This is a genomic window from Amycolatopsis sp. NPDC051071 (assembly GCF_040682875.1).
Classification (GTDB): domain Bacteria; phylum Actinomycetota; class Actinomycetes; order Mycobacteriales; family Pseudonocardiaceae; genus Amycolatopsis.
Genome location: NZ_JBFBBY010000072.1, coordinates 1 through 23,808, shown reverse-complemented (window position 1 = coordinate 23,808; position 23,808 = coordinate 1). Strand labels below are relative to the sequence as shown.

At 68.1% G+C, this 23,808-nt stretch carries 23 protein-coding genes; 14 read left to right on the top strand and 9 right to left on the bottom strand.

What is annotated here, in order from left to right:
* The first annotated feature begins 1 nt into the window (after position 1).
* Positions 2–1,279 (top strand): hypothetical protein, encoded by a 1,278-nt coding sequence (locus AB0M65_RS22825; protein ID WP_364030767.1) that lies wholly within the window; start codon positions 2–4, stop codon positions 1,277–1,279.
* The gene (locus AB0M65_RS22820; RefSeq protein WP_364030764.1) at positions 1,280–2,035 is read left to right on the top strand and encodes an ESX secretion-associated protein EspG; all 756 of its coding nucleotides are present in this window, start codon (positions 1,280–1,282) and stop codon (positions 2,033–2,035) included. It begins immediately after the preceding gene.
* On the opposite strand, the gene AB0M65_RS22815 is transcribed toward AB0M65_RS22820, so the two are convergent.
* On the bottom strand, positions 2,025–2,702 hold the full coding sequence (locus tag AB0M65_RS22815) for a copper homeostasis protein CutC (RefSeq protein ID WP_364030761.1): 678 nt from the start codon (positions 2,700–2,702) through the stop codon (positions 2,025–2,027). The two genes, AB0M65_RS22820 and AB0M65_RS22815, sit on opposite strands and share 11 nt — an antisense overlap.
* Before the next feature lie 16 nt (positions 2,703–2,718).
* Positions 2,719–5,427: a nitrate- and nitrite sensing domain-containing protein gene (locus AB0M65_RS22810; RefSeq protein WP_364030758.1), complete on the bottom strand. Its 2,709-nt coding sequence runs from the start codon at positions 5,425–5,427 to the stop codon at positions 2,719–2,721.
* Positions 5,428–5,628: 201 nt separating this feature from the next.
* Between AB0M65_RS22810 and AB0M65_RS22805 the strand changes: the two genes are divergently transcribed.
* Positions 5,629–6,579, top strand: coding sequence for an ABC transporter substrate-binding protein (locus AB0M65_RS22805; protein ID WP_364030806.1), 951 nt, complete (start codon positions 5,629–5,631; stop codon positions 6,577–6,579).
* Positions 6,580–6,590: 11 nt separating this feature from the next.
* On the opposite strand, the gene AB0M65_RS22800 is transcribed toward AB0M65_RS22805, so the two are convergent.
* Positions 6,591–7,226 (bottom strand): hypothetical protein, encoded by a 636-nt coding sequence (locus AB0M65_RS22800; RefSeq protein WP_364030755.1) that lies wholly within the window; start codon positions 7,224–7,226, stop codon positions 6,591–6,593.
* Between the two features lie 85 nt (positions 7,227–7,311).
* Between AB0M65_RS22800 and AB0M65_RS22795 the strand changes: the two genes are divergently transcribed.
* From AB0M65_RS22795 to AB0M65_RS22785, 3 genes are all read left to right on the top strand, one after another.
* Positions 7,312–8,958, top strand: a complete 1,647-nt coding sequence (locus AB0M65_RS22795; RefSeq protein WP_364030752.1) for a DNA repair helicase XPB — start codon at positions 7,312–7,314, stop codon at positions 8,956–8,958.
* A 261-nt stretch (positions 8,959–9,219) separates the two neighbouring features.
* Positions 9,220–9,975, top strand: coding sequence for a DUF4253 domain-containing protein (locus tag AB0M65_RS22790; RefSeq protein WP_364030749.1), 756 nt, complete (start codon positions 9,220–9,222; stop codon positions 9,973–9,975).
* Positions 9,976–10,037: 62 nt separating this feature from the next.
* Positions 10,038–10,892: a DUF72 domain-containing protein gene (locus AB0M65_RS22785; protein ID WP_364030746.1), complete on the top strand. Its 855-nt coding sequence runs from the start codon at positions 10,038–10,040 to the stop codon at positions 10,890–10,892.
* A 74-nt stretch (positions 10,893–10,966) separates the two neighbouring features.
* Here the strand turns inward: AB0M65_RS22785 and AB0M65_RS22780 are convergent, their stop codons facing one another.
* Positions 10,967–13,801 carry a BTAD domain-containing putative transcriptional regulator gene (locus tag AB0M65_RS22780; RefSeq protein ID WP_364030743.1) on the bottom strand — a complete coding sequence of 945 codons (2,835 nt, stop codon included), beginning with the start codon at positions 13,799–13,801 and terminating at the stop codon, positions 10,967–10,969.
* Positions 13,802–13,867: 66 nt separating this feature from the next.
* On the opposite strand from AB0M65_RS22780, the gene AB0M65_RS22775 reads away from it, so the two are divergent.
* Positions 13,868–14,812, top strand: a complete 945-nt coding sequence (locus AB0M65_RS22775) for an o-succinylbenzoate synthase (RefSeq protein WP_364030740.1) — start codon at positions 13,868–13,870, stop codon at positions 14,810–14,812.
* 186 nt (positions 14,813–14,998) lie between these two features.
* Here the strand turns inward: AB0M65_RS22775 and AB0M65_RS22770 are convergent, their stop codons facing one another.
* From AB0M65_RS22770 to AB0M65_RS22760, 3 genes are all read right to left on the bottom strand, one after another.
* Complete coding sequence (locus tag AB0M65_RS22770) at positions 14,999–15,619, bottom strand: hypothetical protein (protein ID WP_364030737.1); 621 nt, start codon at positions 15,617–15,619, stop codon at positions 14,999–15,001.
* A gap of 76 nt (positions 15,620–15,695) precedes the next feature.
* A complete protein-coding gene (locus AB0M65_RS22765) occupies positions 15,696–16,490 on the bottom strand; it encodes a transporter substrate-binding domain-containing protein (protein WP_364030734.1) in 795 nt (264 codons plus the stop codon).
* Positions 16,490–17,260 carry a nucleotidyltransferase domain-containing protein gene (locus AB0M65_RS22760; protein WP_364030731.1) on the bottom strand — a complete coding sequence of 257 codons (771 nt, stop codon included), beginning with the start codon at positions 17,258–17,260 and terminating at the stop codon, positions 16,490–16,492. Before AB0M65_RS22760 ends, AB0M65_RS22765 begins: the two co-directional genes overlap by 1 nt.
* Positions 17,261–17,389: 129 nt before the next feature.
* Here AB0M65_RS22760 and AB0M65_RS22755 point away from each other — a divergent pair, with 129 nt between their 5' ends.
* Positions 17,390–17,614 (top strand): PspC domain-containing protein, encoded by a 225-nt coding sequence (locus tag AB0M65_RS22755; RefSeq protein ID WP_364030728.1) that lies wholly within the window; start codon positions 17,390–17,392, stop codon positions 17,612–17,614.
* A gap of 637 nt (positions 17,615–18,251) precedes the next feature.
* Here AB0M65_RS22755 and AB0M65_RS22750 read toward each other — a convergent pair.
* Together AB0M65_RS22750 and AB0M65_RS22745 are read right to left on the bottom strand one after the other, a co-directional pair.
* Positions 18,252–19,454: a tyrosine-type recombinase/integrase gene (locus AB0M65_RS22750; RefSeq protein WP_364030725.1), complete on the bottom strand. Its 1,203-nt coding sequence runs from the start codon at positions 19,452–19,454 to the stop codon at positions 18,252–18,254.
* Between the two features lie 2 nt (positions 19,455–19,456).
* Entirely contained in the window at positions 19,457–20,056 is a 600-nt protein-coding gene (locus AB0M65_RS22745) for a hypothetical protein (RefSeq protein ID WP_364030722.1), read from the bottom strand.
* Between the two features lie 99 nt (positions 20,057–20,155).
* Between AB0M65_RS22745 and AB0M65_RS22740 the strand changes: the two genes are divergently transcribed.
* The 6 genes from AB0M65_RS22740 to AB0M65_RS22715 form a co-directional block, all read left to right on the top strand.
* Positions 20,156–20,350 carry a helix-turn-helix domain-containing protein gene (locus tag AB0M65_RS22740; protein WP_076168614.1) on the top strand — a complete coding sequence of 65 codons (195 nt, stop codon included), beginning with the start codon at positions 20,156–20,158 and terminating at the stop codon, positions 20,348–20,350.
* A gap of 32 nt (positions 20,351–20,382) precedes the next feature.
* Positions 20,383–20,700: a hypothetical protein gene (locus tag AB0M65_RS22735; protein ID WP_364030718.1), complete on the top strand. Its 318-nt coding sequence runs from the start codon at positions 20,383–20,385 to the stop codon at positions 20,698–20,700.
* Positions 20,700–21,845 (top strand): AAA family ATPase, encoded by a 1,146-nt coding sequence (locus AB0M65_RS22730; protein ID WP_364030803.1) that lies wholly within the window; start codon positions 20,700–20,702, stop codon positions 21,843–21,845. Before AB0M65_RS22735 ends, AB0M65_RS22730 begins: the two co-directional genes overlap by 1 nt.
* 270 nt (positions 21,846–22,115) lie before the next feature.
* Positions 22,116–22,388 (top strand): hypothetical protein, encoded by a 273-nt coding sequence (locus tag AB0M65_RS22725; protein WP_364030715.1) that lies wholly within the window; start codon positions 22,116–22,118, stop codon positions 22,386–22,388.
* Entirely contained in the window at positions 22,385–22,651 is a 267-nt protein-coding gene (locus tag AB0M65_RS22720) for a hypothetical protein (protein ID WP_364030712.1), read from the top strand. Before AB0M65_RS22725 ends, AB0M65_RS22720 begins: the two co-directional genes overlap by 4 nt.
* A gap of 164 nt (positions 22,652–22,815) precedes the next feature.
* A partial coding sequence (locus tag AB0M65_RS22715) for a phage major capsid protein (RefSeq protein WP_364030709.1) occupies positions 22,816–23,808 on the top strand: 993 nt, incomplete at its 3' end.

Sequence of the window (23,808 nt, the reverse complement as noted above, 5' to 3'; positions counted from 1 at the left end):
GATGGGTGCGATGACAGGCCAGCAGATCTACGAGAACTTCCTCAACGCCCCGGGCACGGACGGTCTCGAAGCAGCACAGCGGCAACTGGCCGAGGTCCGGGTGGAATACGGTCACCTGCAAGCGGAAATCACCAAAGCGGCAGCGGCGCTCGAGGAGCATTGGCAGGGCGAGGCTTCCGGGGCTGCCCAGCGTGGCGCCGGACCGCTGGCGGTCGCGCACGGGCAGGCGGGCGGTGAGATGGAGTTCGCCGACAATCTGCTGCGCACCCAGGTCGACAGCTTTCACGTCACCAAGAACTCGGTGCGGCCGGTGCCGCCCGTGCCGCCGATGCCCGCCTCGTTCAACGAGATGGTCGAGGGCGGTGCCAAGAATTACTTCCAGGCCACGACGGCGGCGAACAACGCGGCGCAGAGCAATGTGGCGGTCATGGACGGCTGGACCCGGATCTCCGGTGACAACGGGGCGAGGATGCCGGTCACCTACGGCACGATCGACCCGGGCGCGTTCAGTGTTTCGCAGGGGACGCCAGGCGAGAAGCCTGGAGCGATCGACGGGTTCCGTGGCGCGCCGGAGCAGCGAAAGAGGAGTGGCGCTTACGGGCCGCCGCGGACGCCTGCGCAAGGGCCGAGGCCCGGCGAGTCCACAGTGGACCCATCGAAACAGACACCACCACCGCAGGCACCACCACCGCAGACGCCCCCGCAGCAGGACCCACCGAAGCAGCACCCCCCGCAGCAGGGTCCGCCGCAGAAAGTCCCGCCGAACCACCGCACGCCGGTAGCGGACGACGGCGATCAGACCACCCGGCCGGTCGAAGATCACCCAGGCCCGAATCCTGTCCGTCAGCCGGTCACCGACGTGCCTCGGACGCCGGTCAGCGGACCGCCTGGAGGCGGAGGCCCGAACTGGGTCCCGCCGGGCTTACCCGGACCTGAAGGGCGCACAAACGGACCGGGTGCTGGACGGACCGGCGTGCCCGGGCCGGGCACCGGTGGCACGGCCGGAAGGCTCGGCGGCGGGCCGGGATCGGGGGCGGGCCCGGCAGGCACCCGAGGCATGGCCGAGCCGGGGATGCGCGGCGGCACGGCGGGCAAGCCGGGTGCGAACGGGATGACACCCGGCGCGGGCGGTCAGCGCGGCAAGGGCGCCGAGGACGAAGAGCACCACCGCAAGTACATCCTCGACGACGATTCCCACTTCCTGCCTGGCGAAGAGGGCGAGAAGGTCGTCGACCCGACGACGGGGATGGCACCGACACCTCCGGTCATCGGCAAGTAAATGGTCTGGTTCACCGAGCCGGAACGGTTCGCGGTGGATCAGCTCGCCGTCCTGGTCACCGAAGCCACGGGCGGCGAGCTGCATCCCGTTCTCGCGCCACAGGCGGTGTGGCTGGACGACACCGCCCGCGCGGAGGCCAACAGAGCCCTTGCGGACACGAAAGCGCGCTACGGCGCCGATCCGCACGACCCGGACGAGCCGGGCTTCACCGATATCGCCGCCCTGCTGTCCGGCCCGCCGGAGGCGGCCTTCGGGTGGATAGCCGATACCGCCACGGGAGCCAACCTCGGGGTGCTCGTCGCCGGCTCCGTCTGGTTCCGGCTCGTCGCGGTGCGGGACGGCGACGACGTCTACGTGCGCACGTTCCACAAGGACCGGCTCACCGGTGTGCTCGCCGGTGTCCTCCCGGCGGGTGTCGGCAAGTCGACGGTCCCGTCGATCACGGTGCTGCGCTCGGAACTGCGGGCACTGAGCCGAGAGGTCGCCGGCGCGGTGACACCCGGCGCGGACGTCCGGCGCGCGCAGCGGTTCGCGGCGCTCGAGCCGTGGGTGATCGCGGAGCTGTACGCGGAAACCCGGAAATCCGACGGAAACCGCGTGGTCAGCGACCCTCTTCGGGTTTACGACACCGACGAGGGCCGCTGGATCGTCACCACCGCGAAGCATTACGACGACGAGCGCCTGACACTCATCCCCGCGACGGAACGGGACGTCGCCGCCGCGCTCGAACGTCTCCGCGACACGCTCAGTTCTTGACCAGCGCCGCCCATTCGCGGACGGCGGCGACGTCCACATCGGACTCCCAGCCATCCGGCCGGATCGCGCTGCCGACGTGGAAGGCACGCACCCCGCCGGCCCGCAGCAGGTGCACCTGCTGCGCCCGCAGACCGCCGCCCACCAGCAGCCGCGGCCCGTCCGTACGGCGGGCCAGCCGCTGCAGCACCGAAAGACCGTGCGCCACCCCGTGCGGATGCCCGGCGGCGAGCACCGTGTCGCAGCCCAGCGCGGCCAGCCGGTCGTAGGCACGCAACGGATCCCGCGCGCGGTCGATGGCGCGGTGGAAGGTCCACGGCAGCCCGTCCAGCTCCTTGACCAGCGTCTCGCAGGCGTCGACGTCGATCTCGCTTTCCACGTCCAGGAACCCGAAGACGAACTCCCTGGCACCCGCGTCGATCAGCCGCGCGGTGTCCGCGCGCAGTCCGTCGAGGTCACCGGCGGCGAAGGACATGTTGTCCCGCAACATGACCCGCACCGGGAGGTCGGTGGCGGCGAGCACCTCGCGCAGCGTCCCGAGCGACGGCGTGAGCCCGTCGCTGGCCATGTCGCTGACCAGTTCGAGGCGATCGGCCCCGCCCTCCTGTGCGCGCTCCGCGTCCGCGGCGGTGAGCGCGATCACTTCCAGCAGGCCGGTTTTCGAACTCATGGACCTTCCAATTCGCTTAAGCCGAGGGGTTGTCGTCACCCCGGGCGTGGCGACCGCGCCGGAAACCGCCTTGCAGGCTGGTCATCCGTTCGCGGACCGCTTCGGGGGAAAGTGAGAGTATCGGCCTCTCCCCTCGCGGCTTCTCCGGCCTGTCGTCCTGCGACCGCGCCTCCGGGACGACGGCGGGAAGGAACGGCCAAGTGTCCTCCGCGCCATCCTCCTGTTCGAGCTCGTCCGACGTCGGCCAGTCAGGCTCGGATTCCGGTTCCGGAGCGGGTTCCGGGGCCGCTTCCTTCGCCGCCACCGGCTTCAGCTTCGGCTCGGTCGGCGCGTCCGGATCCTCCGGAAGTTCCTCGTTCCGGGCTTCGGCGACCTCCTCGGGCGCGTTCACCGGCTCGAACGACGGCATGGAAGGCGGTCCCGGCTCGGCGGGCGAAGGACCTTCGCGCGGACCGCCATGGTCGAACCACTGCGAGAGCACGCTCTGGTACTTGGGCATCCGCTCGGTCGGCGAGTCCATCTCGAGGTGGTTGCCCGCGTCGTCGTCCGAGGACGGCCATTCCGGCTGCGTTTCCCGCTCGACGACCGGCGCGCGCCGCGGCGGCCCGGGTTCCAGCACGGGCGCGAATCGCGACTCCTCGGCGCCTTCCTCCGGCTCGGGCAGCGGGGGGACTTCCAGCGGCGGTTCGGGTTCCGGCTCGGGCGCCGCCGCCACTGGCGCGGGTTCCGGCATCGGCGCGGGCCGCGGCGCGTCGACGATGAGCCCGGCGGGCACGACGACAACGGCGGTGATCCCGCCGCCGTCGGCCGACCGCAGCCGGACGTCGATGCGGTGCCGCACGGCCAGCGTCGCGACCACGAACAAGCCCATCCGCCGCGAGACCTCGACGTCGACGTCCGGCGGATTCGCCAGCCGCGTGTTGGTCCGGTCGATCTCCGCCTGCGGCATGCCGGCGCCGTGGTCGGTGATGTCGATCTGCCATTCGCCTCGGTCGGTCACCCGGCCCTCGACCTGCACCATGGTGCTCTGGTCCGAATAGCGGGTGGCGTTCTCCAGCAACTCGGAGACCACGTGCACGAGGTCGTTGACGGCCTCACCACGCACCGCGATCCGCGGTGCCGCACCGAGTTCGATGCGCTGGTAGTGCTCGACCTCCGAAAGCGCCGCGCCGATGATCTCGTCGGCCACGACGGCGCCGCCGTCCTCGCGGACGACGTCGGTTCCCGAAAGCACCAGCAGGTTCTCGCTGTTGCGCCGCATCCGGGTCGCGAGGTGGTCGAGTTCGAAGAGCCCGGCGAGTGTGTCGGGATCCTGTTCGTCGGCTTCCATCCGGTCCAGCACGGACAGCTGCCGCTCGACGAGATCCTGGCTCCGCTGCGACAGGTTGACGAACATCGCGTTGATGTTCTCCCGCAGCATGGCCTGTTCCCCGGCGAGCCGGACGGCTTCCCCGTGCACGGCGTCGAACGCACGCGCCACCTGGCCGAGTTCCTCGCGGCTGAACACCGGGACCGGCGCGACGGCCAGCCGTCGCCGCAGGTTCTCCGGCTGCGGCTCGGGATCGCTGAGCAGTCCCTGCACCGCGGCCGGCAGCTGGTGCTCGGCGACCTGAAGGGCGCTGCGCCGCAGGATTCGCAGCGGCCGCAACAGCGAACGCGCGATGATCACCGAGAGCACACCGGCGATCACGAGTACGGCGAGCACGATGCCGCCGTCCCAGATCGCGGACGTTCTCGCTTGTGCGGCAAGGGTGTCCGTGCGTTCCTGCAACTGGACGAGCAACGCCTGCTGCACCTGGTGGGCCAGATTGACCGTGTAGGTGGCGGAGGTATCCCACCGGTTCGGGTCCAGCCCGCCGAGCCCCTGGTCGTTCTCCGCCCGGATGAGCGCGGATTCCACCATGTCGTTGCCGATGTCGACGATCAGGCCGATCACCGTGTCGTCGTACATCCGCTGCTGTTCGGGCGTCGCGAAGGTGCGGTAGTCGTTGCGGGCGGCGGCGAGTTCGGCCTCGGCGCCGAGCAGGGCACGTGTCCGGTCGCGGTTGAGGCCGCCCTGCGCGAGCGCGGCCGCCATGATCGCGCGTTTGACCGACATCTGGTCCTTGATCCTGGCGAGCGCGTTGCCTGCCAGCCGGAGTTTCCCCAGATCCGGGTCGGAGACGTCGGCGGCGGTGGAATCGCCGATGTCGAGCAGGCCGGAGATCAGTTCGCTGTAGGAGCGCAACACCGCGTCGGCGGGGAAAGCGGAGTGTTCCGCGGAAAACCGCAGACCGGACAGCACACGCAGGCGGTCTCTGGTCAGCTGCAGACCGGTCGCGGCCTTGTCGCCGAGCCTGCTCTTGCTCTCGCCGAGAGTGCGTTCGAAGGTGCCGATGGACTCGTCGACGCGTTTGCGTTGTTCGGTCAGTTCCGAGACGTCGCTCTTGCGGTCGCCCGCGACGAACCGGACGGTGAGGTCGCGTTCACGCTGAAGCTGGTGCACCGCTTCGGCGACGGTGCTGTCGACGCGGCCGCGGGTGGCGAATTCGGCCAGTTGCCGGGCGTCCCGCAGATCCGAGTTGACCCGGAGGCCGACGAGTGCGACCACCGCGAGCGCGGGTATCAGCAGGACCACGAAGAGTTTGGTACGCAGGTGCCAGTTTCGCAGGCGCCAGCGTCCGCCTCCCCGGGGATGCCGTTCCGCCGCGTCGCCCCAACGGGGACGCTTGTCGCGACGGGCCACCTGGTTTCCTTTTCCCACCACGGGACCCTTTCCCGTGGCTGACATCGGGGACGAGAGCCCGAACCTACTGTAGAGTAACAAGGTTCGAGAACGATCGAAAGCCGCGGTTGTGCGGCGTCTCCCGCAGGCGATCGTATGGGGCCCAGACCATACGATCCAGAAGGAGGAGCACATTCTCTCGGTAGGTGAGCGGTGACGAATATGCGCAAATGCGCGATTCCGCTGGTAGCGGCTCTGCTGGCGACGGCCGGTTGCGGAGTGTTTTTCCGTGGTGACGCAAGCACCGACGCGCCACTCGAACGGATGGAACTGCGCATCGGTGTCGGAAGCCCCATCGACACGGCCCCGTTGAGGGTCGCCGTCGCCGACGGGAAGTTCACCGCCGCCGGGCTTTCCGTCACACTGGTCGATGTCCCCGCCGACCAGGCGATCACCAAACTTTCCGCGGGTGAGATCGACATCGCCTTCTCGAGCGACGTCTCCATTTTCCGTGCCGCCGCGGCCGGGACGGCGTTGCAGTTGCAGGGCGAGGCCTACACCGCCGGCCGCAACACCATGGCGCTCGTCACACTCCCCGGCTCCGACTACACCGAACCGACGGTCAAGCGGTCGCCGAAGATCGCGGTGAACATGCTCGACGACGTCGGCGTACTCGCCGGCCGCTCGGTACTCGCGACCGCGGGCGTCGACGTGGCCAGGATCCAGTTCAGGCAACACGCGTTCGACCGGATGCCGCAGGCGTTGCAGGCGGGCGAAGCCGACGCCGCGTGGATGGTCGAGCCGTACATCACGAGAGCTGAGAAGGAACTCGGGGCGAGCATCCTCGCCGACGGCGCACGCGGCGCGACGCTGGACTTCCCGATGTCGTCCTACGTTTCGACCGGCACCTTCGGCCAGGGCAACGCGCGCACGCTGTCCGCTTTCCGGAAAGTACTCAGCGACGCGCAGGTGCGGGCGGCGGACCCGGCCACCATCCGCGACGCGCTGCCGTCGTTCTCCGACATCGACCGGACCACGGCGTCGCTGATCTCACTCGGGTCGTATCCGGCCTCCGTCAACGGCATCCGGCTGCAACGCGTCGCCGATCTGATGCACAACTCGGGCATGCTCGGCGCCCGGCTCGATGTCCAGGCGCTGGTGCCGCGCCCCTAAGGGCGTGTCTGCTAGATATTTTCCCCAGTCGGCCTGAGACACACGGTGCGCTCGGGCGGGCCGGTGTAGTGCAGGGCGGTGTCGTCCGGCGAGCAGGCCTTCTCGGCCGTCCCCGCCATCACAACCACCCGCGCTTCCGCCGAGATGTCGCCGCAGCGGACCTTCGCGATCCGCGTCTCGTGCACGACGTCACGCAGGCAGTCCCCGGTTTCGACGTTCAGCGCCAGGCACAGTGTCGACTTGGCCTTGCGGCTGGACGCGCCGCCATACAGCTCGAACTGGACGTAGTCCGCACTACGGCACTCGGACGAGCCAGGACGCACGTCGTCGACGCGGAAAGTCGCGCGGGCCGACGTGCAGCTGGCGGTCGTGTAGCCCTGGGAGCCACCCGCCTCGTCGGTCAGGTACAGGCATTTGCCCGCCTCGACCGCGGTGAACCTTCCTGCCTGCGAAATCCCCCACGCCACCAGGCTCCCCAGGCCCAGCGCCACGACGACGCCGAGGACGATGGACACCTTCGCCAGCGCGCTGATCGGCGGTGGCTTCGGGAACGGCGGTCCCGACTCCGGCAGCGCGGGCGCTTGCGGCAGGCCGGACGCGGTGAACGGGTCGTACTCGGGCACGCCGCCGGTCGGTGTAGTCGTCAATTTCCCCTCCAGATACCTGATGCCCATCCTTCCACCAGCGGTGCCGCGGCGGGTGGCGGTGTGGCCGGAACGTATAAAGGAGGATGTGACCGATGGCCCGCTGATCGTCCAGTCCGACAAGACCGTGCTCCTCGAGGTCGACAACAGCCAGGCCGACGACGCGCGGATCGCCATCGCGCCGTTCGCCGAACTGGAACGCGCGCCCGAGCACGTCCACACCTACCGGATCACGCCGCTGGCGTTGTGGAACGCCCGTGCGGCAGGCCACGACGCCGAACAGGTCGTCGACGCGCTGACGACGTACTCGCGGTTCCCCGTGCCGCAGCCGCTGCTCATCGACATCGTGGACACGATGGGCCGGTTCGGGCGGCTGCAGATCGCCAACCACCCGGCGCACGGCCTGGTCATGGCGACCACCGACCGCGCGGTGCTAGAGGAGATCCTCCGGCACAAGAAGATCAGCCCGATGCTGGGCGCGCGGATCGACGAAGACACCGTCATCGTCCATCCGTCCGAACGCGGACGGCTCAAGCAGGTACTGCTGAAGGTCGGCTGGCCCGCGGAGGACCTCGCCGGCTACGTCGACGGCGAAGCGCACCCGATCGAACTGGCCGAAGTCGACTGGGAGCTGCGCGACTACCAGCGCAAGGCCGCGGAGGCGTTCTGGGCCGGTGGATCCGGCGTCGTCGTGCTGCCTTGTGGCGCGGGCAAGACGCTGGTCGGCGCCGCGGCCATGGCGCACGCGAAGGCGACGACGCTGATCCTGGTGACGAACACCGTCGCCGGACGGCAGTGGAAACGCGAACTGATCGCGCGGACCTCGCTGACCGAAGAGGAGATCGGCGAGTACTCCGGCGAGAAGAAGGAGATCCGGCCGGTCACCATCGCGACGTACCAGGTCGTCACGCGCAAGACCAAGGGCGAATACCGGCATCTTGACCTGTTCGACTCGCGCGACTGGGGACTGGTGGTCTACGACGAGGTCCACCTGCTGCCCGCGCCGGTGTTCCGGATGACCGCGGACCTGCAGTCGCGGCGGCGGCTCGGCCTGACCGCGACCCTGGTGCGCGAAGACGGCCGTGAGGGCGACGTGTTCTCCCTGATCGGCCCGAAGCGCTACGACGTCCCGTGGCGTGACATCGAGGCGCAGGGCTGGATCGCGCCTGCCGAATGCACCGAGGTCCGGGTGACGCTGACGGACGCCGAGCGGCTCGCGTACGCGACGGCCGAGGCCGAGGAGCGGTACAAGCTGGCGGCGACCGCGGACACCAAGACCAAGGTGATCAAATCCCTGGTCGACCGGCATCCGGGCGAGCCGACCCTGGTCATCGGCGCCTACCTCGACCAGCTGGAGATGATCGGCGACGAACTCGACGCGCCGGTGATCCAGGGCGCGACCCGGAACAAGGAACGCGAAAAGCTGTTCGACGAGTTCCGGCGCGGGGAGATCAAGACGCTGGTCGTTTCGAAGGTCGCGAACTTTTCGATCGACCTGCCGGAGGCGTCGGTCGCGATCCAGATCTCCGGGACGTTCGGTTCGCGGCAGGAGGAGGCTCAGCGCCTCGGACGGTTGCTGCGGCCGAAGGGTGACGGGCGGCAGGCGCATTTCTACTCGGTCGTCTCGCGGGACACCGTCGACACCGAGTACGCGGCGCACCGGCAGCGCTTCCTGGCCGAACAGGGCTACGCGTACCGGATCGTGGACGCGGACGACCTGCTGCGGCCGATGTGACTCCTCGCGTTCGGTAGTTGCGTGTACATGAAGGCCCCTTACTTGCGCCTAGGTACAGGAAGGGGGCCTTCATGTACCGCTGGCTGTTTCTGGTGTGACTTCAGGGACACGTGGGACGACGGCGAATTCAGTGCGCCGAAAAAATTTCGGCCCCTCGACCTGGGCGACCGCGGTATCCCGCGAACGGGGTATCGAAAACTGTCGGTTGTTCGAACTAGTGTTCGGGTAGAGTTGACCGAACACCAGTTCGAGGGGAAGCCGATGACGATCGCACCGTTCCGCCAAGGCACGCCGCCCGTCCAGACCCTGCCGCCCGGCCGATGGCACGGCCGGATCTGGGTGTCGGACCTGCCCTTGGCCAAGCCGGAGCGCTACACCGGCTGCGTCGCCGAGTTCGACCGGTCCGGGCTGTGGCCGGTGCTGATCCCGCACGACCAGCGCTTCGCCGCCAACGGTGAGGACTGGATCGACGACCGCGGCAGGCTCTCCCCGGCCGACCACCGGATCTCGTCGGCGGACCCGGCCGACGTGCTGGCCCGCTGGTGGGACACCTCATGCTGCGACGGCGCCTGCCTGCGTCCGTTCGGCGCCAAGTTCCCCGGTCTCGCCCGTCGCCCCTCGCGCCGGGCGGATCCGCTGGCCGAGGCGGGTAACACCGGGTCGATTCTGGCCACGCGTGCCCCGCACCGGCTCGCGCTGGTGCAGACCGAGCGGCCCGCGGACATCCCGGCGATCCTCGGCTGGACGGGCATGATCAAGGTGACCGACCAGGTCCACGAGCTGTCGGCGGTCCTGCGCAGCTGGGAAGACCGTTTCGGCGCGACGCTCACGGTCCTGGGCTTCGACTCGCTGGAGCTGTCGGTGTCCGCGCCGCCACGCACCCAGGGCCGCGCGCTCACGGTCGCCGCGGAGCACCGCTCGTTCTGCCTGCCCTCGTTCGCGGGCCAGCCGGGCAACCTGCGCGAGTTCGCCTCCAACCTGGTCCAGACCCGCCGCTGGCGGTTCTCGTGGGCCTGAGCGGGCGTTTGCGCCGGGTGGAGAGGGGGAATCAGGGCAGCCAGTGCGGTAGGAGGAAGGCGGTGATCGCCGTCGCCGAGATCAGGATCGGAACTTCGGGCTGGCGCTACCCACCCTGGCGTGGGGACTTCTATCCCCGCGGCCTGGTCCAGCGACGCGAGCTGGAGTACCTCTCGCATCGGATGAACTCGGCCGAGATCAACGGCTCGTTCTACTCCCTGCAGCGTCCCGAGCGGTACCGCGCGTGGGCCGCGCAAACCCCGGACGACTTCGTCTTCGCCGTCAAGGGCGGCCGCTTCATCACGCATCTGAAGCGACTGCGCGACGTCGAGACGCCGCTGGCGAACTTCTTCGCGTCAGGTGTGCTGGCACTCGGCCGGAAGCTGGGACCGATCCTCTGGCAGCTCCCGCCACAGCTGGCGTTCGACGCCGAGCGCGTCGAGACGTTCTTCAAGCTGCTGCCGCGGACGAGCCACGCCGCCGCCAAGCTCGCGAGCGGACACGACGACAAGCTGAAGGCCGAGCCGTACACCGACGCGAAGCCACGCCGGAAGATCCGGCACGCGGTCGAAGTACGGCATCCGAGCTTCGCCGAGCCCGAGAGTGTCGAGCTGTGCCGGAAACACGGCATCGCGCTCGTGGTCGCCGACACCGCCGGCAAGTTCCCGTACGTCGAGGAGATGACGAGCGACGAGTTCGCGTACGTCCGCCTGCACGGTGACGAGGAGCTGTACGTCAGCGGGTACGGCGACGAGGCACTGGAGCAGTGGGCCCGCAAGATCAAGGGCTGGCATCGCGACACGTATGTCTACTTCGACAACGACGTGAAAGGCGAGGCCCCGAAGAACGCGATGGCGTTCGCTAACCTCGCTCAAGCTGCACAGTCAGCGCACAGTGAGCGGCATCCGGTTAGGTGACACGTGAGGACACGGGCGTACTCGCGTGCTGCGACTGGGGGTCGGCACGCCGGGCGCCCGTGCCTCGCCAAGCCTCACTCGGTCTTGACGGCCTCGCCGCTGACGAGCGCGGCGAGTTTCGTCCGGACGTCCTCGGCGTCCGGATGCGCCAGCTCGGTCAGCACCCGCACCGAACGCAGCCAGCAATCCCGTGCCGACGCAGGATCACCAAGCCGTAGCTGGATTCCGCCGAGCTGGGCCAGCACATCGGCCGCCTCGTAAAGCTCTCCGTGCGCGAAGAACATCTCGACCGCCTGCCGCATACAGGTGACGCCTTCGTCGTTGCGGCCGAGCCCGACGAGGGCGATGCCCTTGGTGTGGAGGGTGAAGCGGGCCTCGTCGGGCAGCGCGTGCGCCGCCAGCGCCAATGCCTGATCGGCGAGTTCGAGAGCCTGCTCGTAGCGCTCCGCGTCGGTGCAGATGTCGCCGAGCGCCTGCAGGGCACTGGCCTCCATCCCGGAGCCGACGTTGTACTCGCGGATGAACCGCAACGCCCGTGTCCCGTACTCCCACGCCGTTTCGGGGCTTTCGTGGTTCCGGCTGGCGAGCGTGAGGTTGTAGAGGGCCCGTGCCTCCCCCTGCCGGTCGCCGACCTGCTGCTGGAGTGCGACCACCTGCTTCAGGTAGCCGACGCTGTCCGCGTACTGGCGCGCCACTCCGCAGGCCACGCCGAGCCCGCTGAGGATCGCGGCCTCGCCGGAGCGATCGCCCATCTCGCGCGCGGCGCGCAGCGCCACCCCGAACACCGATCGCCAGTCCTCCAGCCGGGCACGCACGATGAAATACGACTGCGACAGCCATGCCAGCTGCCAGCACTCCCGGTACCGCCGCTCCCGGTACGCGACGTTCACCGCCGCGATGAGGTTGCCGCCCTCTTCGTCGAACCAGTCGAGCGCCTGCTCGTAATGCCCGAACTTCAGCCCCGCGCCGTCGAACCGTTCCGGCTCGACGAGCCGGTAGTGCCTGTCCGAGCGCAGCAGCCTCGACGCGTTCAGCGCTGACGCCAGCGACGCGTGGAGCAGCCTGTCCAGCACCTCCTCCCGCACCCTTGGCCCGTCCACCTTCGCCGAAAGCCCGGCCGCGTACGCGCGGATCAGGTCGTGGAACTGGTATCGGCCGGGCTTGGACCGGGCGAGCAGATGCGCGGAAACCAGCTTCGCCAGGTCGGCCTGCGCCTCGGCGATGTCGACACCCGCCACGGCGGCCGCCGACGGCACGCTGAAGTCACCGCCGGTCGGGAGGCCGAGCAGGCGCAGCATCCGCGCGGCCCGCTCGTCGAGTGCCCGGTACGAGTACGAGAAGACGGCCCGGATGTTCGTCTCGTCGCCATCGGCGAGGTCGAACGAGCCCAGCCTGTCCTGTTCGGCTTCCAGCAGGCGGACGAACTCCCGCAGCCCGAGCTCCGGGAACTGCGCGGCCCGCACCGCGAGGATCCGGATGGCGAGCGGCAGCCCACCGCAATACCGGACGAACCGTTCAGTGGCCTCAGGATCTTCGGTGACCCGTTCCAGCCCGATCGTCGAGGCGACGAGGTCGATCGCGTCGTCGTCGGCCAGCTCCTCCAGTGCGACGCGCCGCGCGCCGTGGGTCGCCACGAGTGCCCGCAGCTGCCACCGGGTGGTCACCAGAACGAGGCAGCCGGGACCGGGCAGCAGCGGCCGGATCTGTTCGGTGTCGGCGGCGTTGTCGAGCAGGATCAGCATCCGGCGGCCGGCGCTGTAGGTGCGCCAGGTGGCCGCGCGGCCGTCGACGCCGTCGGGGATCCGGTCGGCCGGAACGCCGACCGAAGTGAGCATGGTTTCGAGCGCGGCTGCCGGTCCGACCGGGTCACCGGGGCCGTAGCCACGCAGGTTGAGGTACACCTGCCCGCCGGGGAACCGGTCCCCGGCCTCGTGCGCGAAATGGATGGCGAGCGTCGTCTTGCCGATGCCACCCATTCCCTCGATCGACGCGATGGGCGTCGACGTCTCGGTGTCGAGCGCTTCCGGGACCAGCTCGTGCAGTGCCTTGAGGTCACGCCGCCTGCCGGAGAAAACACGCAGATCCGTCGGGAGCTGACGCGGGATCAGCGGTTCGACGCCGAGCCGGTACCGCGTCAGCCCGGAGTCCAATGTGGTCTCACCGGCCTCTTCGCCGGTCAGGATCGCCTGGTGCGCGCGTTGCAGCGACGCGCCGGGATCGAGGCCGAGCTCCTCGGCGAGTACCGCGCCGATCCGGCGGTAGACGTCGAGCGCCTCGGCCTGCCTGCCGGAGCGGTACAGCGCGAGCATCAACTGCTCGTGCAACCGCTCCCGCAGCGGGTTTTCGCGGCACAGCCTGGTCAGCTCGGGGATGACGGTGGTGTGGTCGCCGAGCGCCAGAAGCGCGTCGGCCCACTGCTCGCGGACGCGTAGCCGCTCCTCGCCCAGCTGGTCTGCTTCGTCGCGAAGCAGCGCTTCGGAGTGGACGTTCTGCAGCGCGGGCCCGCGCCATTCGGACAGCGCCGCGGCGAACCGGTCCGCGGCCTGGCGGAGGGCACCGTCCCGGACGGCCTCCGCACCCTCGGCGGCGAGTGCGCGGAATCGCGCCAGGTCGAGCAGGCTTTCGTCGAGTTCGAGCAGGTAGCCACCGCGTTCGGTGCGGATGGTGACCTCGTCGCCGAGCGCGCGGCGGACCCGCAGGATGTACGTCTGCAGGGCGCCCTTGGAGCGCCGCTGGTCGTCCGGCCACAGCCAGCGGCCCAGTTCCTCGACCGGCACCACGGTGTTCGCGCGCAGCAGCAAACCGGCCAGCACGATGAGCGGTCTGCTGCCGCCCAAGGGCACCGGCAGCCCGTCCGCCGAGACCTCCGTGGGCCCCAGCACGCGAAAATCGAGTGCCACGTCGGACATTCTGTCCGGAAACGACGGAAACGGCACGTGATCCCGGTCTTACCGGCGATGGCATGATCGGGGTCGATGGACGTCTACGCGATCCCCCTGCGCACCCGGTTCCGCGGCATCACGGTCCGCGAAGGACTGCTGATCCGCGGTGAAGCCGGCTGGGGCGAGTTCTGCCCGTTCGCCGACTACTCCGACATCGAAAGCGCGCCGTGGCTCGCGTCCGCGCTGGAAGCGAGCGAGCGCGGCTGGCCGTCGCCGGTGCGGGACAGCGTCGAGGTGAACGCGACCGTCCCGGTGGTGTCACCCGAGAAGGCGTACGAGCTGGTATCCGCGTCGGGCTGCCGGACGGCGAAGGTGAAGGTCGCGGACCCGAGGGTGAGCCTCGCCGACGACTGCGCCCGGGTCGAAGCGGTGCGGGCCGCGCTGGGCCCGTCGGGCGCGATCCGCGTCGACGCGAACATGGCATGGGACGTCGACACCGCGATCAAGGCGATCGGCGAACTCGACCACGCGGCGGGTGGGCTGGAGTACGTCGAGCAGCCGTGCCCGACGATCGAGGAACTGGCGGACGTCCGGCGCCGGGTCGCGGTGCGGATCGCCGCCGACGAATCGATCCGCCGGGCCGAAGACCCGCTCAAGGTGGCCGTGGCGGGAGCGGCCGACGTGGCCGTGCTGAAGGTCGCGCCGCTGGGCGGCGTCCGGCGCGCACTGGAGGTGGCCGAAGCGTGCGGCCTGCCGTGCGTGGTGTCCTCCGCCGTCGAGACGAGCGTCGGGCTCGCCGCCGGGCTGGCGCTCGCGGGCGCACTGCCCACTTTGGACTTCGCCTGCGGGCTGGGCACAATGTCGTTGCTGACCGGGGACGTCTGCGGTGAGTCACTGTCCCCTGTGGACGGTCGCTTGCCGGTACCCCGGCAGGCTCCCGAACCGGACCTTTTCGCGACCCAAGCCGCTTCCCCGGACGTCCGGGCCGCCTGGGAGGCCCGCTTCACTCTCGTCCGCGCCCACCTCCGGATGTCATGAAAGGGTCTTTCAGGACAACTTTTGTCCTGAAAGACCCTTTCATGACATACCCCGCGGGACGATCAGCCGCAGTGTTCCAGCGAGATACAAACGACCACGAGTCCTCCCGGCCGAGGGGTCGCCAGGAGGACTCGTGTCACCGCCGCACCGGATCTGTCCGCGTCTTCCCCGATCCGGTGTCCGCGGTCAGCCGACCCGCTCGATGACCGCTCGGCGGATCAAGAACTTCCCGGGTTCGCGGACCTGTTCGAAGGCGGCGTTGTTGAGCAGCGCGCAGCTGCCGGAGGCACCGGTGACCTCGACGGTCGTGGTCTTGTCGTTGTCCAGGTTCGTCACTTTCAGCTTGGTGCCCGCCGGAAACTGTCTGCTCGACGCGGCGGGCGTGCCGCCTTCACCGGACAGCGTCACCGTAGAGCCCGGACAGACGACCTCGCCACCCCCGGCGGCGGTCTCCTGCTCGCCCACCATCGCGTCGCCCATGCCGGCGGCCTGGTCCTGTTCCTGCTTCTTGCCATCGGCCTGTACGTCCTCGGTGCAGCCCGCGGTCTGACGGCGCTGCTGGATGAGGTCGACGACGGTCTGCCGGTTCGCGATCCGCGCCTCGGACAGCGCGCCCGGGGCCGCCTGCCGGCCTGCGATGAAAGTGAGGTTATTGCGGAGGGCGGTGTCCAGTCCCTGGCAGCTTTCCGCGGCCTGCCCGTCCGGGGTGCTCACCGCGAACATCGCCGCGGCGATGGCGGCCACTCCGAGTACGGACGCGATGCCGATCGTCGCACGCTTGCGGTGTTTCCCGGCGCTGTTCATCATCCGTGTTCCTCCGGTCTGGTCCCTCCTCACCCACATCTGGAGATACGGTCGGATAACGAAAGTGGTTCAAACCGATTCAGCCGAACCAGGGTTTCGCGATCCGCGCGTAGGTGCCGTCGTTCAGCGCGAGGTGCAGCCACTGGTCGGCCCATTCCTTGAACACGACGTCGCGTGGCAGGAGGTACGCCTTCTCGGAGAAGGTGAACGGTTCATCGGGGTGGACCGCGCACAATCGCGGGTTCTGCTTTGCCTGCCAACGGGTTTCGGTCGCGTCGGTGATCATCAGGTCGGCCCGCCCGGCGAGGATCTCCGCGAAGACCGTGTTGTTGTCCGGATGCCGCACGATGGTCGCGCGTTTGAGGTTGGCGTCGGCGAACTGTTCGTTGGTACCACCGGGATTCACGATCACACGCACGCCGGGCCGGTCGATCTGCTCCAGCGTCCCGAACCGCTTTTCGTTCTCACACAAGGTGATCGGCGTCTTTCCGTCACGAAGGTAGGGTGCCGTGTAGAACCCCTTCTTCGCGCGGTCCAGCGTCACCGAAACACCACCCATCGCCAGCTCGCACTTACGCCCGACGTCGTCGGCAATCGCCTTCCAGGTGGTCTGGACCAGCTTGAGCCGGACGCCGAGCCACCGGGCGAGGTCACCCGCGAGGTCGATGTCGATACCGCTCCACGCCCCGGTCGCGTCCCGGTAGGTGAACGGTCGATAGTCGCCCGTCGAGCACACGCGGAGCTCGCCGCGGGCCTGGACGACGTCCAGGCCGCTCTGCGCGCCATACCCCTCTGGCGCGGCACTGGCCGTGCCGATTCCCAGCACGGTCAGCACCGCGACGCCGAACGTGAGTGCTTTCGCCTTGATCGTCATCAAGGCATTTTCCACGCCCTGAGGTAAGCCCGCACCAGCCAAGCGTCGGCCCATTCGGCGTCCGGCTCCGCCGTCAGCGGCGAGGACACGCGGATCAGCTCGTCCAGCCGGTGCTCAAGGGACTCGGCCGCTTCCAGTGCTTCCTCGCGGGTCCGCTTGCCCTGCCTCAGGTCGCGAAGCCAGCCCAGCCACGGTTCGGGAACGGGCAGCGTGATCCGCCCGGTCTCCAGCAGCTCCACGCCTTGCACGCCGAGACGCACCATGTGCATGGCGAACTTCGTGTCAAAGCCGTACTTTTCGATCAGTTCCGGCCGCCCTGCCTTGCCACGCAGCCCCAGCATCCGTTCGCGCTGCGCACGGGAGTAGCCGAGGAACCGCAGGCCGGCGCGGCGCGAGACGATCCGGTGCGCGTTCTCACGCAGTTCGGCGCCGAGGTCGTCGATTTCCATGATCTCCGACTCCGGCACGAACAACGGCAGCAGGACGGTGGGGTTCCCGCTGAGCGCGAGACGCAGCCACTTACGCAGCGAGTAGACGGTCAGGTCGAGGTCACCTGGACCCGACCGGACGCCTTCGGGTTGCGTGCGGAAGATGTACTGCTCGAACCGCTTCAGGCCGATCACGTGGTCCGGCGGCTCGACGCAGATGCCGAGTTCGTCCCGGTCGTCCTGGCCGAGCACGGCGGTGCCGTGCAGCCCGGACCCGACCTGGCAGCGCAGGATCGTGCCCTGCTCGGCGATGGCGGCGAATTCGGGGCTGTCGTGTTTCACCTGAGAAGTTGTACCCGCGAAGACGTGTCGAGGGCATCCGGTTTACGGACCCTCAGGGGTCCGATCCCAGGGTCGGCTCCGGGCCGTTCCCCGATGTGCCGGTGGTCGTTCCGGGGCGAATATTGAGCCATGACGAACAGCGTGTACACCCCTCAGGCCACCAAGAAGCTCTACCGTAGCCGCACCGACAAGATGCTCGCGGGCGTCGCCGGCGGCTGGGCCGCCTACTTCGGCATCGACGCCGCGATCCTGCGCATCGCCCTCGTGGCCGGTGCCTTCATCACCGCCGGCCTCGCGATCCCGCTCTACGTCGCCGCGTGGCTACTGACTCCGGAACAGCCGGGCGAGTCCTGATCTGCGGCGGATGCCGCGTGCAGGGGACGCGGCGTCCGCCCGCCCGGATCGCGTTTAGCCCGCTAAACGCGACCCGGAGGGGGCAAGGGGGTGGAAAAGGCCCGGACAGGGGGATGTCCGGGCCTTTTCGCCGTACCGAGACCTATTCGAGGGGTAAGGCGAATGTGGCGCGACCGAGTCTCTGCCTTGAGGCCGTGAGGTCTGCTTCGCGAGTTTCAAGGCAGGCTTCGCGGCGCGGGTCCGGGCCGGTCGACGGAGCCCGGCCGGGCCGCGCCTTGACTATCCACAAAGGACACTTGCTGGCAGCAGAATGCCCGATTCATGCCCACGTGCGCAGTCTCGGTAGAGGTCGTGGGTGATAAAGAGGGTTACTGAGGGGTAAGGCAAACGTGGTGTGACTGCGGATAGGGCTACCCGCCTCGACGGGGTCTTCTGACGCCCTCCTGGTTCGAGACTGCGCGCTCCGTCGCAGCAACATGGCCTTTCAGCTGGTCTCGGCCTTGTCTATGAAGGATTTGGGACAGTCAAGGCCCAAATCCTTCATAGACGCGGACAGCTGTCTCCTGCTTGGCCAGCCTCAGGTGTTGCGAAGGGCACTTTCGCAACCGAAACCTGCTCTGACCTGCACGTAGCCACCCTAGGCGCCTTTCGCGGTACGCGATGGGTACGCGCGGCCCCGCCCAGCGAACGCACGATCGACGGCCTTGGCCGCTTGCTCGTGGGCGCGCTCGAACAGGCCACCGTACGTGTCCACGGTGGTGCTCATGTGCTTGTGGCCGACGTACTGCTGAATGGCCTTCGGGTTGGTGTGGGCGTCGATCAGTACCGACACGAAGTAGTGCCGTAGAAGGTGCTGACCGGACTCGTCATCGGCGGCCGGGTCCAGCCCAGCCGCCTTGATCGCGGGGTGCCAGAGCGTCCGGTTGAACTTGGTGAAGTTGATCAGTTCGCCGAACTCGGTGACGAACAGCAGGTGGTTGACCCGGTTGCAGCACTCGCACCGGACGGCCGTGGTGCCGTAGCGCTCGATGTGCGCGGCCAGGGCGTCCCCGGTGTGCGCCGGGAGCGGCACCGTGCGCACGGACCCCCGCTTCGGGGGAACGAGCTTCATTTCGCCGTCGATCACCTGGACCTGGTGCCGGATCTCGATCTTGCGCCGGAGGAAGTCCAGGTCCTCGACGGCGACGGCGAACGATTCGCCCTGTCGGTGCCCGCAGGTGGCCGACACAAGCGGGATGCCGTGGTAGCGGTCCGGGAACGCCTCCAGGATGCCGTCTACGGTCTCGTCCTCCAGCAGCCGCATGTGACCCCGGCGTGGTTCGTCCACCCTCTCCACCCCCTCGAACGGGTGGACCCCGATCACCCCGTCGATCTTCGCGGACCGGAAGATCCCGCCGAGGTGGATCCAGCACGCGAGGATCGTCGCGTCCGAGAGCTTCCCGCCGCCGCGCTTGGCTGTCTTGGTGCGCATGGTCGTTTTCCAGCCGTTCACTGTGGACGGGCGGCAGTCGTACATGCGCTTGTCCCCGAAGTGCGGGTAGATGTGGTTCTCCAGCCTCGACGTGATCGTCCGGAGCGAATTGGGGGTGCCGGGGTGGTTGGGGAGCCAGTGCTTTTCGCAGTACTCCCGGAACGGGATACGCCCCTTGGTGACGTCGAACGGCATCATGCCTTTCAGCAGGTCCGACTTGACGGACGTGTCGTAGTCCTCCGCGTCCGACTTCTTCTCGAACGAACGCACCGGGGTTCCGGAATTCCGGACACGCCAGCGTTTACCGCGTCCGTAGTCCTTGGTGCGCTTCCGCGTTCCCTTGTGGTGCCAACGGTCTTCAACAGTCATCGTTACGCCTTTCGCTTTCCGGGGGTGGTTGCGGCGAGGTAACTCTTGGCGCGTGCCCGTTCCACCCATCGGGCAGCGGTTCGGTACTCGACCCCGTACCTTTTTTGGACGGCTTGAGTGGGGTTGCCGTCGACATTGGCGCGGTAGGTCTCGGCCACTTCCCGCAGGAAGTCATCCGTGATACGTGCCCGCGTGCCCTTCCGGGCCGCGCGGATCGTCGCGAGGGCGGCGTCAAAGTTCTCCGCCGTCGCGCCCTGGTTGTCGCCAAGGACCAGGCCATCCGGCCCCGCCGAAATGATCTTGCTGGAAACTGCGGTCACGATCAGTTCTAGGAGGTCCTGGAGCTGAACCGCGCGAAGGTCCGTCGTGCGCACCTCGCGCCCGTCCTCTTTCGCCCGGATCGTGATCTCGGTGCACACCGGCACCTCTTTGCGCATTTCGATCTTCATCGTGAGCGAGGGCAGGTCGGGCGCGCTGGGCATCTCCATCGTGATCTCCGGGGGGATGAGCTGGTCGCGCACGCGCACCCACGAGGGGTTCACGTCATCGAACTCGGCCCACCCCTGGGGGAACGTGATCCGTCGTCGTGCTGGTTTCTCCACCTTGACACCAATCTGTCGGGCTTGACCAAGGACACCATGACACAACCATGTACATAGTGGCAACCGTCAGCAGTTGATCACCAGGAAGGGCAAGGACTGATGACGGTCAGCAAGCACTTGACGATCAAGGAATTCGCCGAACGGGTGGGGGTGCCCCCGGCGACCGTCTACCAGTGGAACTCGCGCGGCGACGGCCCGCGCTACCTCAAGATCGGAAAGCATGTCCGGTACCGGCTGGTCGACGTCGAGAAGTGGGAGAAGGCTCACGAGGCCACCGGGGGACGCCTCTCGTGATCGGCCAGCCTCCGGCGGAAGACGTTCGCATCGTGACGTTGAGCCGCGCAGAGTTTCAGGCGCTCGCCCACGATGCCGAATCGTGGCGGATGCTGAACAGGTCGCCGCACGTCGCCGAACTGCTCGCCGAATGGGGCGAGTGGACCAAGCGGGCCGCGATGCGGCAGGCGTCCGGCACGGTCTGCGCGGCACTGGATTGGCGCGCGTTCGCCCGCGTCCCCACCTACATCGAACTGGCACGGCGCCGCGCCACCTACGATCAGCCCGCGCTCACGCCCGAACAGATCCGGGCGCGGGCGCTCGCGTCCTGGGCTGAGGTCGAACGAGCGGCCGGACGGCGGGCCGCGTGATGCTGGAGTACGGCAAGGACTACGGCGACACCAACGACTACTACGATCACGCGACCGACACTGTCTACACAGGACGTGAAGAAGATGCGCGGCCGGTGGGCGTGCTGGAGCACCTGTCGGACGTCCAGCCCGAACAGGTGACGTGGTTGTGGGCTGACCGGTTGCCAGCGGGCAAACTCGTCATGCTGGACGGTGATCCGTCGCTGGGAAAGTCCACACTCGCGCTCACCTTTGCCGCGCACGTCTCAACCGGCCGCGACTGGCCGGACGGAGGGCCCTGCGTTCAGGGCGACGTTGTGATCATGTCCGCCGAAGACGGTCTCGCCGACACGATTCGACCCCGGCTCGATGCCGCCACAGGCAATTCGGACAGGATCCATGCGCTCACCGAAGTGTCCTATAAGGATGATGAAGGAGTGTCGCGCCGCCGACCGCCGACCCTCGCCGACACCGACGTGATCGCTGACGTGGTTCGCCACCTCGGAGCCCGACTGCTCATTGTGGACGTACTTATGGCTTACATGCCTGGCAAAGTGGACTCTCACCGGGACCAGGACGTCCGCGTCGTTCTCTCGCGTCTCGCGAAGATCGGCGAGGAGACAGGGTGCACAGTGCTTTTGCTACGCCATCTGAACAAGACGTCCGGAGGGAACGCCGTCTACCGGGGTGGCGGGTCCATCGGCATCATCGGTGCCGCGCGTGCGGGGTACGTCGTAGCCCTCGATCCCAGCGACGACACCGAGTCCACGCGGGTACTCGCCTGCACGAAGAACAACCTCGCCCCCATGCCGCCCAGCCTGACCTATCGCCTGGAGTCCACACCGGACAGCCACGTCGCCCGTGTCGTCTGGGGCGGCGAGTCCACGCACCGCGCGGGCGACCTGCTGAACCTCACCACCGAGGAGGCCACCGAACGCAACGACGCGCTCGACTTCCTTGACAAGTACCTGTTGGAAAGCGGCGGAACGGCGAAGGCCAGCGACGTGCAGAAGGAGGCCAGCAAAGCGGGCTTCTCCAAGACGACGCTGCATCGCGCGGCCCGCAAACTGGGCGTGCAGAAGCAGAAGGACAGCATGGGCGGCCCGTGGTGGTGGCGGCATCCGATCGACCAGCCGCCCGAAGGTTCCGAAGGGTCCACACCCTGAAGCCTGGAATCTTCGGAACCTTCCTGGTGCCTTCAACATTCCGCAGTAGATCCGCTGGAACCTTCAAAGATTCCAGGATGGACACGTCCACTCCGAAGGTTCCTCGAAGGTTCCGAAGATTCCACGTTCCAAGGCCCTGGCACCTTCGGAACCTTCGGGCAGCCGAAACGAGGGTAGGGCGTCGAGATCACGGGAGCCTGACGGCACCTAGACCGCGTCGGTGGTGCCGCGCGTGGCGTCCCGGAAAACCAGACTGTGAAAGGTGGAGAAATGATGAAGTGCCGCAAATGTGGCCGGACGCTCGCCGAGCGCGCAGGGCCGGGCCGTAAGCCCGTGTACTGCTCGCCGGGGTGCCGACGGGCCGCCGAGTACGAGCTACGGCGCATCCAGCGGGCATTGGAGGCGCTGGAGGACGAGCACCGCGATATCCGGCTGAACTGGCCGCCGTTCGCGGATCGCCTGCCGCTGCTCGAAGCCGAGCGCGACCGGCTGGAGACCCGTTTACGTGCACTACTGGACGATGACACGGAGGCACGCGCGTGAAGACCCTGAATTGCAGCTCTGAGAAGGCCGGAGACGGGCTGATGGCCCTGTGCTGCAATCTTCCCCTCAATGTGGAGATCGGGCGGCCCGTGGTGGCTTGTGTGGACGATGACGGCGCTTTGCAGGTGATGACCACCGAAGCGAATTGGTGGATCACCACAGACAGGGTCGCCCGGCTGGTGCCGTTGCGCGATGGCTTGGCCGAGTTGACGGAGTGGACTGCGGGGCTGGAGATTTCGCGGTACATCGGCCGCATCGACTAAGATGATCACGTAGCGGATGACGGCCCGCCGTGGGTTTACACGGCCCGCCGCGTCATCCACCCATATCGGCCCGTACGCCCTGCGTTGATGCCCGCGCGATTCTCTCCGCGCCCGCACGATCACCCGGTGCCGATCAATGACCACGCCGAACAAGGGACAGTCCATTGTCGACCAAGGTTGAGCGTCTTCGGGCGCAGCTCAAGGAAAATCTCGAAGTCGCGAAAGGCATCGCCACCAAGGCCGATAACGCGAAGCGCGATTTCACCGCAGAGGAAAAGGAACTCGTCGAGGAGCGCATGGCCGAAGCCAAGCGCCTCACGTCGTTGCTTAGCGATGCGAAGGCCGAGGAGCGGAGGGCGACCGATCGTAATGTCATGGCCGCGATCAAGGAACTCGGCGACGCCGTAGGCGGCCCACCCGGCGGCGAAACCACCGTGACCAGCCCCCGGCTGAAGTCCCTGGGCGGAAGCACGTGGGGCACCGAGATCACCCGCCAGCACAGTGACCCGTTTGGACGGTTCAAGTCCCTGGCGCCGTCCGGGACAGTGGTGGTGTCCGTACCACTCGACACGCAACCGGTACGAGAAGCCGAACCCGTCCTCGCTCTGCGGCAGCTCATTCCGACCGAAAAGGACACGGTCGGAATCTGGGCGTATATGCGGCAAACGCTCCGTGAGAACAACGCGAAGGTCGTTCCGCGGGGAGGCAAGAAGCCGACCAGCCGGTACACAATGGAGCGTCGAGAAGGTCGGTCCGCGACGATCGCGCACTTGACTGAACCCGTTGCGCGGCAAGACCTCGCGGACGCGCCGATGCTTTCGGCCTTTGTGGACACCGAGCTTCGACTTGGTCTTGAAGAGGCGCTAGAGGACGAGATCGTCAACGGGGACGGCACCGGCGATCGGCCGACCGGCCTGAACTTCATCTCCGGCACCCAAAGTCAGGCATGGGCAACCGACCTGCTGACCACCACCCGGCAGGCCGTGACCAAACTGGAAGTGTTGTCCCTCAACGGCTCCGGGTGGCTGCTGCACCCGGTGGACTGGCAGAACATCGAGCTTTCCGCCAACGCCAACGGCTACCTGCTCACGCAAGCCGGACAGGCCGTTCCGGTGGATCGCGCGGCCCGCCGGTTGTGGTCGGTGCCGGTTGTGCTG

Excerpts from the sequence above, each read along its gene's own strand:
- AB0M65_RS22790 (WP_364030749.1), top strand. The coding sequence starts at position 9,220 with ATGACGATCGCACCGTTCCGCCAAGGCACGCCGCCCGTCCAGACCCTG.
- AB0M65_RS22825 (WP_364030767.1), top strand. The coding sequence starts at position 2 with ATGGGTGCGATGACAGGCCAGCAGATCTACGAGAACTTCCTCAACGCC.
- AB0M65_RS22750 (WP_364030725.1), bottom strand. The coding sequence starts at position 19,454 with ATGACTGTTGAAGACCGTTGGCACCACAAGGGAACGCGGAAGCGCACC.
- AB0M65_RS22775 (WP_364030740.1), top strand. The coding sequence starts at position 13,868 with ATGGACGTCTACGCGATCCCCCTGCGCACCCGGTTCCGCGGCATCACG.
- AB0M65_RS22725 (WP_364030715.1), top strand. The coding sequence starts at position 22,116 with ATGATGAAGTGCCGCAAATGTGGCCGGACGCTCGCCGAGCGCGCAGGG.
- AB0M65_RS22780 (WP_364030743.1), bottom strand. The coding sequence starts at position 13,801 with ATGTCCGACGTGGCACTCGATTTTCGCGTGCTGGGGCCCACGGAGGTC.
- AB0M65_RS22770 (WP_364030737.1), bottom strand. The coding sequence starts at position 15,619 with ATGATGAACAGCGCCGGGAAACACCGCAAGCGTGCGACGATCGGCATC.
- AB0M65_RS22740 (WP_076168614.1), top strand. The coding sequence starts at position 20,156 with ATGACGGTCAGCAAGCACTTGACGATCAAGGAATTCGCCGAACGGGTG.
- AB0M65_RS22765 (WP_364030734.1), bottom strand. The coding sequence starts at position 16,490 with ATGACGATCAAGGCGAAAGCACTCACGTTCGGCGTCGCGGTGCTGACC.
- AB0M65_RS22820 (WP_364030764.1), top strand. The coding sequence starts at position 1,280 with ATGGTCTGGTTCACCGAGCCGGAACGGTTCGCGGTGGATCAGCTCGCC.
- AB0M65_RS22730 (WP_364030803.1), top strand. The coding sequence starts at position 20,700 with ATGCTGGAGTACGGCAAGGACTACGGCGACACCAACGACTACTACGAT.
- AB0M65_RS22815 (WP_364030761.1), bottom strand. The coding sequence starts at position 2,702 with ATGAGTTCGAAAACCGGCCTGCTGGAAGTGATCGCGCTCACCGCCGCG.
- AB0M65_RS22805 (WP_364030806.1), top strand. The coding sequence starts at position 5,629 with ATGCGCAAATGCGCGATTCCGCTGGTAGCGGCTCTGCTGGCGACGGCC.
- AB0M65_RS22755 (WP_364030728.1), top strand. The coding sequence starts at position 17,390 with ATGACGAACAGCGTGTACACCCCTCAGGCCACCAAGAAGCTCTACCGT.